At 46.1% G+C, this 10,178-nt stretch carries 7 protein-coding genes; 5 read left to right on the top strand and 2 right to left on the bottom strand.

Annotated elements, in window-relative coordinates:
- The first annotated feature begins 418 nt into the window (after nt 1-418).
- Nucleotides 419-2,140 carry a diguanylate cyclase gene (locus AAKU64_RS21590; protein WP_354333754.1) on the top strand — a complete coding sequence of 574 codons (1,722 nt, stop codon included), beginning with the start codon at nt 419-421 and terminating at the stop codon, nt 2,138-2,140.
- Nucleotides 2,141-2,498: 358 nt separating this feature from the next.
- On the opposite strand, the gene fmt is transcribed toward AAKU64_RS21590, so the two are convergent.
- Both fmt and def read right to left on the bottom strand, forming a co-directional pair.
- Nucleotides 2,499-3,473, bottom strand: a complete 975-nt coding sequence (gene fmt / locus AAKU64_RS21585) for a methionyl-tRNA formyltransferase (protein WP_354333752.1) — start codon at nt 3,471-3,473, stop codon at nt 2,499-2,501.
- On the bottom strand, nt 3,473-4,012 hold the full coding sequence (gene def / locus AAKU64_RS21580; protein ID WP_354333750.1) for a peptide deformylase: 540 nt from the start codon (nt 4,010-4,012) through the stop codon (nt 3,473-3,475). The genes fmt and def overlap by 1 nt, the downstream gene beginning before the upstream one ends.
- 151 nt (nt 4,013-4,163) lie before the next feature.
- Here def and AAKU64_RS21575 point away from each other — a divergent pair, with 151 nt between their 5' ends.
- The 4 genes from AAKU64_RS21575 to AAKU64_RS21560 all read left to right on the top strand — a co-directional run bounded on the left by AAKU64_RS21575 (nt 4,164) and on the right by AAKU64_RS21560 (nt 10,067).
- Nucleotides 4,164-5,261: a LysM peptidoglycan-binding domain-containing protein gene (locus AAKU64_RS21575; RefSeq protein WP_354333748.1), complete on the top strand. Its 1,098-nt coding sequence runs from the start codon at nt 4,164-4,166 to the stop codon at nt 5,259-5,261.
- Between the two features lie 33 nt (nt 5,262-5,294).
- Nucleotides 5,295-6,479 (top strand): DNA-processing protein DprA, encoded by a 1,185-nt coding sequence (gene dprA, locus AAKU64_RS21570; RefSeq protein WP_503012726.1) that lies wholly within the window; start codon nt 5,295-5,297, stop codon nt 6,477-6,479.
- A gap of 223 nt (nt 6,480-6,702) precedes the next feature.
- The gene (locus AAKU64_RS21565; RefSeq protein WP_322120442.1) at nt 6,703-7,179 is read left to right on the top strand and encodes a Smg family protein; all 477 of its coding nucleotides are present in this window, start codon (nt 6,703-6,705) and stop codon (nt 7,177-7,179) included.
- A 284-nt stretch (nt 7,180-7,463) separates the two neighbouring features.
- Nucleotides 7,464-10,067 carry a DNA topoisomerase III gene (locus AAKU64_RS21560; RefSeq protein WP_354333744.1) on the top strand — a complete coding sequence of 868 codons (2,604 nt, stop codon included), beginning with the start codon at nt 7,464-7,466 and terminating at the stop codon, nt 10,065-10,067.
- The last annotated feature ends 111 nt before the right edge of the window (nt 10,068-10,178 follow it).

Raw genomic sequence — 10,178 nt, 5'->3', positions numbered from 1 at the left:
TGAAGCCAAGAAAAATGATTAATAGTGCGATGTTACGTTCAGATTGAGGCATTTAGATAAAGTGTATTTTTCTTTAAAATAAGAGGAAAAATGGGAACTCTATTTTGGATTAAACGGTTTCTGCTCGTTTTTTGTTGTACGTTTTTGTTGATATTTTTGTCGGCAGTTCTTCCTCGTCACCGGGAAGTTTGGCAGGCATCATGGGAATCAGCTTTGTGGGCATTGCTAGCAACGGTCATTTTTATTACTAATCGTTTATACCGTTCGAGTCGTGGACAAGCATGTGCAATTTGTCGTGATACGGTAGAAGAGTCTTCCATACATCCAGCATCAGAACATTAATCATGAGAGAGCAATTGCGATCGCTGAATAAGTGGGAGTTCCGACAGAAAAAATCGATAAAAATAGTTCATTACCTATGCGCAGAGTATTAGATTTTTTTTCATCAGGATTAAGAAAAATAGAAATCCGATATCGGCTGACGATCTCTTTTATATTGCTGTCGTTATTGCCTTTGATTGTTTCTGGTTATATTTCTTATCTCGAATCGAGCAAGGCAATTCAAGACAAGGCAAGGTTATTTTCTACGGAGATAGTCAAGCAGGTATCTAAAAATATCCAATTGCAAATGGGCAGAATAGAAACTGCCAGTGAAGAATTAGTACTCTCCGACCGGGTACAAAATGCACTCGTCAAGTATGACGGTGATGACGAGGCGGCTAAAATCATTGCCCGCTCTGATCTGACCAAAGCCTTAATAGAAAAATACGGCTCTTTTACTTATATCAATCAAAAATATTTTTTGGACCGCGAGAATCGTATCCTCGATTCACAAGTATTTTCGCAGTTGGGTAAAGGCGTGGTGGACGTCGTCACTAAAGCGCCAGTCATGCACGGCCGCCCGTATTGGTGTACTTACAGTATTTCAGCCGGACAAAAAAGTGTGGTCATGCTGCGGGCGATGCATATCAAAGCCAATAATTATCTGGCAGGTACCTTATTCGTGGGCATAAAGCCTTCTTATTTCTCGACTATTTTTGATAACGTTGATTTAGGAAGTAATGCCAATACCTTCGTAGTAAACGGCGCAACTGGCGAGTTAATTACGTCATCGAATAAAGCGATCAATATGGTGATTGAGCCGCTACTTCTGGAGCAGGTTGCAGCAAGTCTTAAAAACGGTATTGACACCAACTTTACCTCTTATGCTGATCAAGGCAGCAGCACCTATCTTGCTGCTTTTTCCCGCATCCCGAACACGGGCTGGTACGTTATCAGCACGATCCCTTTGCACAACCTGATTGCAGAGGCTGAGTCGGTTAGAAATAAGATGATTTTGATCGGATTACTGTGTTTTATTTTTGCGATTATGTTGTCGCTGGTGATCTCGCGCAGTATCGCCATGCCGCTCAAAAAACTAATCGCTATCATGAAAGAAACCGAGACTGGCAACTATCAGATACGCATGACCTATGAAGGCAAAGACGAGATCACCGCGCTCTCTGCCAAGTTCAATGAAATGGCAAGTAAAGTCCATGAAAATAATGAACGGCTAGAAGAGCGCGTCAACGAGCGAACCCGCGATCTGGAACTGGCAAACAGCAAACTCGCTGCCATCAGCGCAACGGATGGGCTGACTGGTATTGCCAACCGTCGTCGCTTTGATGAGGTACTCGCTAGCGAATGGCTGCGAGCTATGCGCAATAAACACCCAATTGCATTGCTGATGCTGGATGTGGATTGGTTTAAAAAATATAACGATCATTATGGTCATTTGGCCGGTGATGAATGCCTGCGCAAAGTATCGAACATATTAAAGTCCAATTCTCGTCGTGCCAGCGATTTGGTGGCCCGCTATGGCGGTGAAGAATTTGTCCTGATTGCCGCAGAAACTGATTTCAGCAGCGCGATGATATTAGCCAATACGATTTGCCAGGCGATCGCCAGCAGCGCTTTGCCACACGCGAGTTCGCACTATGGTTATGTCACGGTAAGCATTGGTGTGGCAGTGCTGATTCCAGAAGAAGGGCGCTTGCCCGAAGCTTTGGTAGACAGAGCTGATCACGCTTTATACAGCGCAAAGGCGCTTGGTCGTAATAGAGTTGTTTCGGCTGAATCTAATACTGCTGGAACGGTATGATTTGAATGATTTTGACGCAGCGTTTTCTACAAATAAAATCCCAGTAAATTAATGAAAATAACGGGAGTATATGTACTTATGTGCCTTATCCTCCAATAAATATATGGACAATGAAATATACAGTATGGAGTATATTAAATAAAGCAGATGTATCTTGGAGATATTTGGCGGAAATAAACTCGGATCATAATCGCAACGCAAGTCCGATAGGCTGTTGATTGCAATACCGATCTTGGGTGCAATGCAAACGTCAATACAGGTTCAAACGCAAGTTCAAATACAGATTCACGGATTCAAACACTAGCGTCAATTCAGCAAACGCAAGAGGCGCATCGCAGCAGAAAATTCAACTAAAGTTTTAGAGGGAGAATTGACTGCCGACTTCGATCACAAAGCCTTTGAGAAATTCGGCAACAGGCAAGCGCTTACCGCCGGGCTTTTGTAGCTCAGTCAAACGCAGGCATTGCTCGCCACAGGCAACTACCACACCTTCATGCGCGTTAGCGGCGAGGACTCGACCCACTGGTCTGGCTTCTGTGCCGGATGATGACTTAATGGCTTCAGCACGCCAAATTTTGATGACGCTACCATTCATATTGGCATGTGCCCCGGGGAAGGGGTTGAAGGCACGAATTTTCCTCTCCAAAACATCGGCGGCTAAATTGAAATCTAATGCGGCTTCTTCTTTACTGATTTTGGCGGCATAAGTGACGCCTTGTTCGGGTTGCACCGTTGCTTGTATGGACGTTTGTTCTACCTCTAAAACCCGCAACGTTTGCACTATCATTTCGCCACCAAGTTGCGCCAGTTTGTCATGCAAACTACCGGTGCTGTCATCCGCTGCGATGGCAATACTTTGCATACTCAGCATAGGTCCGGTATCTAGTCCTTCTTCCATCTGCATAATCGTGATGCCGGTCTCTCGATCACCGCTTTCAATCGCGCGATGGATAGGCGCTGCGCCGCGCCAGCGAGGTAACAGGGACCCGTGAATATTAATGCAGCCTAGTGGTGGGATGCTGAGAGTCGAGCGTGGCAAAATCAAACCATACGCGGCAACCACCATCACATCGTGCTGCGTATTGCGTAATAGATCGTGCGCTTCTTGTGCGATTTCTGGATACTTACCGTCTAGTCGCAAAGAAGTCGGCTGCGCTACCGCAATCCCATGCTGAAGGGCAAACTGCTTGACCGCGGAGGCGTGCAATTGCATGCCACGACCCGCCGGACGGTCGGGTTGGGTCAACACTAATGGGATTTCAAAGCCTGCTGTATGAATCGCTTGCAGTGCAATTGCGGCAAATTCGGGCGTGCCGGCAAAAATGACGCGCATCAACGTGCTTTCGACGATGGATTTCGACCAGTGCGTTGTTCTTCACGCTCTTCTTTGAGCATTTTTGTTTTGATGCGATTGCGTTTGAGTGGTGACAAATACTCTACAAACACTTTGCCTTTGAGGTGATCCATTTCATGCTGAATGCAAACGGCCAACAAGCCATCAGCGTGGACTTCAAATGATTTTCCATCGACATCAAACGCGCGGACTTTGACCTCTGACGGACGTTCAACACCATCATAAATGCCAGGTACTGACAAACAGCCCTCGTCATAGACTTTTTTCTCTGCGCTGGCCCAGATAATTTCTGGATTTACAAACACGCGCAAATCGCTATTGGTTTCGGAGGTGTCGATTACCACCAATTGTTCATGCACATCGACTTGGGATGCCGCCAGACCAACGCCCGGTGCGTCATACATGGTCTCGGCCATATCGGCGGCAAGTTTTTTCAGGCGTTCATCAAAAACGCTGACGGGTTTAGCCACTTTATGCAAACGTGGATCAGGATAACGGAGGATATTTAGTATAGACATAAGACTTTTCACAACAACGAAAGGGCGTTGCAATGCGGTTTTTCTTGCTACTTCAATGATTTATAGGCAAAATTTGATTCACTTTGGCAAGTTGTTACTCGCCTATCTGCTTTACCATCTAGCATCCAGCACCACGCATCGGACAACATTCATGAAAAAGTTTAGCACAATCGCCTTGCTTCTCGCAGTTGCCTTCCCTGTTATTGGCACTTCACAGGCGGTAGCACAAGAAGTTGGTAGTACTGCCCGTACCAATAAATGTGCTTTTTTACCGAATGCGCCAGATAAACATGTGGTGGTTAAGGGTGATACTTTGTGGGATATTTCCGGCAAATTTTTGAGTAATCCTTGGTGCTGGCCAGAAGTCTGGGGTATGAACCGGGAAGAAATCCGTAATCCGCACTGGATTTATCCAAACCAGATTGTTTATTTTGACCGTGTCAATGGACGTCTTCGCTTGGGCAATCCTATGGGCGGTAGTGATTTAGGGACTAGTGGATCGAGCAGACTACAGCCACAAATTCGCAGTGAATCCTTAGATGGGAACGCGATTACTTCAATCCCCTCTAATTTGATTGAACCTTTCTTGGTGCAACCATTAATCGTTGAAGAAAATACGCTATTAACCTCACCACGGATTGTTGCAACCCAAGAGGGTAGAGTGAATGTGGGGAAAGGTGACAAGGCTTACGTGCGTGGTGATTTAAAAGGAGGCACAGCCTTCCAAGTATTCCGCCCTGGAAGGCCGCTGAAAGATCCTGAGACCAAGAAAGTGATCGCTTATGAAGCAACTTTCCTTGGTGCTGTGAAGTTGGATCGTGTTGCCAAAACATCGGATGGTGTTGATACCTTTATTGTCAGTAATTCCAAAGAAGAAATGACGGTCGGCGATCGCTTGGTGCCGATTCCTCCAATGCCAATTCTGAATTACGTACCTCATCCACCTGAGCAGTCTGTTAGCGCACGCGTAGTCTCGATCTATGGTGGCGTTAGCAATGCAGGCTCGAACCAAGTGATCAGCATTAATCGCGGTACCAATGCCGGCTTAAATCTAGGCACAGTCTTGCAATTATCTCGTTACGGCAAAGTTATACAAGACAAAACAGATGATAAAAAATCAATACGTTTGCCGGACGAGCAATATGGCACATTGTTTGTCTTCCGTGTTTTTGATAATATTTCTTATGGCTTGATCATGGGAGTATCAGAGGCAGTCACCGTCGGCGATCTGGCTAGTTCGCCAGAATAAATCAGTTAAATAGTGCTTTACGCTGGGATGCTTTTGCCTTCGTCAGAAATATCGTTAAAGACTGACGACACGGATTGGCAGGATTGGCTCCGGCTAGAACAAACCTCAGGTGTCGGGCCAGAAACTGCCCGTAAGCTGTTGGCTGCATTTGGATTGCCAGCGCAGATTTTTGCAGCAAGCTTCTCTGCGCTGACCCAAGTTGTATCGGAAAAAATTGCACGTGCTTTGCTGCAGGCGCCTTCCGATCAACTTCAACAACAAATCAATCTTACCCAGAATTGGTGCGCATCGCCTGGTAATCAGGTAATGACCTTGGCCGATGCCAATTATCCGCGTGCCTTGCTTGACATCCCTGATCCGCCAATTTTGATTTATGTCAAAGGCCGTGCTGCTTTATTGGATGCGCCAACCATTGCCGTTGTCGGTAGCAGAAATGCAACTACGCAGGGCATCTTAAATGCCGAGCAATTTTCTGAATCCTTAAGCAAGGCTGGTTTAACAATTAGTTCTGGCATGGCTGCAGGCATTGATGCCGCTGCGCATCATGGTGCTCTGCGCGGTGCTGGATCGACCGTGGCTGTGATTGGTACTGGCGCCGATATTGTTTATCCAGCACGCAATCGCAGCCTTGCGCACTTGATTGCTGATGGTGGTTGTATTGTCAGTGAATATGCGCTCGGCATGCCAGCGATTGCCTCTAACTTCCCGCGCCGTAACCGGATTATTTCTGGCTTGGCAAAAGGGGTATTAGTCATTGAGGCAGCCGCGCAGTCAGGTTCATTGATCACCGCGCGCATGGCGGCAGAACAAGGGCGTGATGTATTTGCTATTCCTGGCTCGATTCATTCACCTTTGGCTAAGGGCTGCCATCAACTGATTAAGCAAGGTGCAAAATTAGTCGATAACGCGCAGGATATTTTGGATGAGTTGGGATTTTTGCCACTATTTTCAAGCGGTGTCGGTAGCCGTGATCGGTCGCTAGCTAATTTGGTTGCCCCAAACTTCGCACAAAATGCGGTAAGAGCCGATGTAAATGTCAGCGTGTCGGCCGCCGACAGCGAATTATTAAATGCGATTGGCTACGATCCCGTGCACATCGATATGCTGGCTGAGCGTGTAGGTATGGATGCGGGAAGCCTGAGCGCACAATTATTATCATTAGAGTTGGACGGGCATATTGAGCAGCTCGCTGGTGCCATGATTAAACGCCTGGGGTAATTTTGCGTAACTTCTATAATTCCTAAAACTAAAATAGCCATTAAAAATTGGGGAGTATCGTCAAAATCTGGCATATTGAACAGGTAACACATGGACATGTTAGAATACTACTACCTAGTATATATAATAAGGCAAGTTTCGCAGTGATTTTGTATTATTGATGATGCAAAAAAGCAGTAACGCAGGACTTGTCTCGAATTCTCCTTGAGGCTACAGTAACGGCATGTTCGATATTCTTGTATACCTCTATGAAACCTACTACCGCCCTGACGCATGTCCGGACACGGTAGCTTTGGCTAAAAAACTTTCCGCAGTCGGCTTTGAAGAAGATGAAATTTCCGAAGCACTGGACTGGCTTACCGTCCTGGCCGACACAACGAATGAAATCGATAAGCAGACCGAATCTGATGTTCTCGCATCCAAGGGTTTCCGTATCTACGCCGAGCGCGAAATTGCAGTTTTGGGTACGCCAGCCATGGGTTTTTTGCAATTTCTGGAATCCGCTGGCCTGATGAACTCACAACAGCGGGAGATCGTGATTGAGCGTGCTCTGGCCATTAATGAATCTCCTGTTCCTTTGGATAAGCTCAAGGTCATCGTTCTGATGATGCTCTGGAGTCAGGGCAAAGAACCGGATATGCTCATGTTTGACGAATTGCTATTATCCGACGAAGAGAGCGAACCTCGCTTGTTGCACTAAGTTCACTAAAGCACTGTCATCGCTTGTTTTGTGGTAAAAAACATATCTCGATTGCAGTTTTTCATCGATCACGTTTATTATTCGCGCTTAATATGCCTTATGTGCATGGGTTTGCGCTATCTTGTTGCAGCGGCGCAAGCAAATTTAGGCTAGGCTTGCGCTGCATTGAGACGAATTAAGTTTTTACTTTACCCTTTAGTGATTAATCAGTATCTGTTTAGCATGCACCGATTCAGCCAGTCTCTGATATAGAGACGCCAAAGAAACGATAGAGAAATAACACCATGACCAAAACCCTCATCATTGCCGAGAAGCCCTCAGTCGCAAATGACATCGCCAAAACTTTGGGCGGCTTTACTAAACATGATGATTATTTTGAGTCGGACGATTATGTATTGTCATCGGCGGTCGGCCATTTGCTAGAAATCACGGTACCAGAAGAATATGACGTCAAGCGTGGCAAATGGAGTTTCGCCCATCTGCCGATGATCCCGCCGCACTTCGCACTGAATCCTATCGCCAAGACCGAATCGCGCTTAAAGGTGTTGAATAAACTCATCAAGCGTAAAGATGTTACTGCTCTTATCAACGCATGCGATGCGGGCCGTGAAGGAGAGTTAATTTTCCGCTTGATTGCGCAGCACGCCAAAGCCAAACAACCAGTAAGTCGTTTGTGGTTGCAATCTATGACGCCAGCATCTATCCGCGATGGTTTTAAAAAGCTACGTACAGATGAAGACATGATGCCGCTGGCTGATGCCGCGCGTTGCCGCTCCGAGGCTGACTGGCTAATCGGTATTAATGGCACTCGCGCCATGACGGCATTCAATTCTAAAGAGGGTGGTTTTTATCTCACCACAGTAGGTCGCGTACAAACGCCAACCTTGTCGATTGTGGTCGAGCGCGAAGAAAAAATTAAGAAGTTTGTTTCTCGTGATTTTTGGGAAGTCCGTGCAGAATTTATTTGCGCTGCCGGTATTTATGAAGGGCGCTGGTTAGATCATCAGTTCAAAAAAGATGAGCATGACCCAGAGAAAAAAGCCGAGCGTTTATGGAGCAAAGCAGCAGCAGAATCGATTGTCGCTGCTTGCAGAAATAAACAAGGCAATGTTAGTGAAGAATCTAAACCAGCTACACAAATGGCGCCGGCATTATTCGACTTGACCAGCTTGCAGCGTGAAGCGAACTCTCGTTTCGGTTTCTCTGCCAAGAATACACTTGGATTAGCGCAAGCTCTGTATGAAAAACATAAGGTGCTGACATACCCGCGTACTGATTCCCGTCACTTGCCAGAAGATTATTTAGATACGGTAAAGCAAACGCTCGAAACGGTCTCGGAAAATAATAACTATTACCAGTTCGCCGCCCAGATCTTGAATAGTAATTGGGTCAAGCCGAATAAGCGGATATTTGATAACGCCAAAATCAGTGATCACTTTGCGATTATTCCAACTAGCCAAGCGCCAAAAAATTTGTCCGAGCCCGAGCAAAAGTTATATGACTTAGTGACACGTCGCTTTATGTCCGTGTTCTTCCCCGCGGCAGAATTCCAAGTCACGACTCGTATTACAGAAGTGTCTGGCTATCAGTTTAAGACCGAAGGCAAGGTCATGACCAACCCTGGTTGGTTAGCTATTTATGGCAAAGAGGCACAAGACGATAATGACCCGGAAAATAAAGGCAATTTAGTTGCTGTTGCTAAGGGTGAAAAAGTCAAAACAGAAAAAATCACAGCTAACGGCTTAGTTACTAAACCACCTGCTCGCTACACTGAAGCTACGTTGTTGTCGGCGATGGAGGGTGCAGGTAAATTGGTTGACGACGGTGATTTGCGTGAGGCAATGGCTGGTAAAGGTTTAGGTACGCCAGCTACTCGTGCTGCCACTATCGAGGGGCTGATTAACGAAAAATATTTACTGCGTGAAGGCCGTGAGATGATGCCGACCGCCAAGGCGTTTCAGCTAATGACGTTGCTGCGCGGACTTGGTGTTGATGAATTGACTTCGCCAGAATTGACAGGTGAATGGGAATACAAGCTCTCGCAAATGGAGCGCGGTAAAATCAGTCGCGAAGAATTCATGCGCGAAATTGCCCAAATGACGCAAGTGATCGTCAAGCGCGCCAAGGAATATAACAACGATACAATCCCCGGCGACTACGCCACGCTGCACACACCATGCCCGAATTGTGGCGGCATAGTTAAAGAAAACTATCGTCGCTTCGCTTGCACCAAGTGTGAGTTTTCTATGAGCAAGACGCCAGGCAGCCGTCAATTTGAGGTTGCTGAAGTGGAGGAGGTTTTAAGTAAGCGAGAAATTGGTCCCTTGCAAGGGTTTCGCTCAAAAATGGGCAGACCATTCGCCGCGATCCTAAAAATTGTACGTGATGAAGAGCACAATAACTTCAAGCTTGAATTTGATTTCGGTCAAAATCAGGATGATGAAAATGCTGAGCCTGTTGATTTTACTGGCCAAACTGCGCTGGGACCTTGTCCTAAATGTGGCAGCGATGTGTACGAAATGGGCTTATCTTATACCTGTGAAAAAACCGTTGCCAAACCTAAGGCGTGCGATTTCCGTAGCGGACGCATCATTTTGCAGCAAGAGATTTTGCCGGAGCAAATGGCAAAATTATTAAATGACGGTAAAACTGATTTGCTACCTGGTTTTATTTCCCAGCGCACTCGTCGTCCGTTTAAGGCGTTCTTGGTACGCGGCAAAGATGGCAAAGTCAGTTTTGAGTTTGAAGAGCGCAAAGCTAAAGTGCCTGCTAAGGCAAAAGCGACCAGCGAAACTGAAGATGTGGCAGTAAAAGTGTCCGCAAAAATAGTTAAAACTACGGCAAAATCACCCAAAAAAACGACTACGGTTAAGAAAAAAGCGGCTTGATAAAAAAGTTTAACAAAAGAGCTTCTTGCAAAATACCCAAACCAGTAAAGTCGAGCATGGGTGTGGCCACTGTTGCGATTGGTTTTCTTGTTTGAAGCGGCACATGTGACA

This window comes from Undibacterium sp. GrIS 1.8 (genome assembly GCF_040544445.1).
Lineage (GTDB): Bacteria > Pseudomonadota > Gammaproteobacteria > Burkholderiales > Burkholderiaceae_D > Undibacterium.
The sequence above is the reverse complement of the archived record's forward strand: the minus strand, read 5'-3'. Positions and strand labels throughout refer to the sequence as shown.

Bases quoted from the DNA above. Each gene is read 5' to 3' on its own strand.
- AAKU64_RS21565 (WP_322120442.1), top strand. From the start codon at position 6,703: ATGTTCGATATTCTTGTATACCTCTATGAAACCTACTACCGCCCTGAC.
- AAKU64_RS21590 (WP_354333754.1), top strand. From the start codon at position 419: ATGCGCAGAGTATTAGATTTTTTTTCATCAGGATTAAGAAAAATAGAA.
- def (WP_354333750.1), bottom strand. From the start codon at position 4,012: ATGTCTATACTAAATATCCTCCGTTATCCTGATCCACGTTTGCATAAA.
- fmt (WP_354333752.1), bottom strand. From the start codon at position 3,473: ATGCGCGTCATTTTTGCCGGCACGCCCGAATTTGCCGCAATTGCACTG.
- AAKU64_RS21560 (WP_354333744.1), top strand. From the start codon at position 7,464: ATGACCAAAACCCTCATCATTGCCGAGAAGCCCTCAGTCGCAAATGAC.
- AAKU64_RS21575 (WP_354333748.1), top strand. From the start codon at position 4,164: ATGAAAAAGTTTAGCACAATCGCCTTGCTTCTCGCAGTTGCCTTCCCT.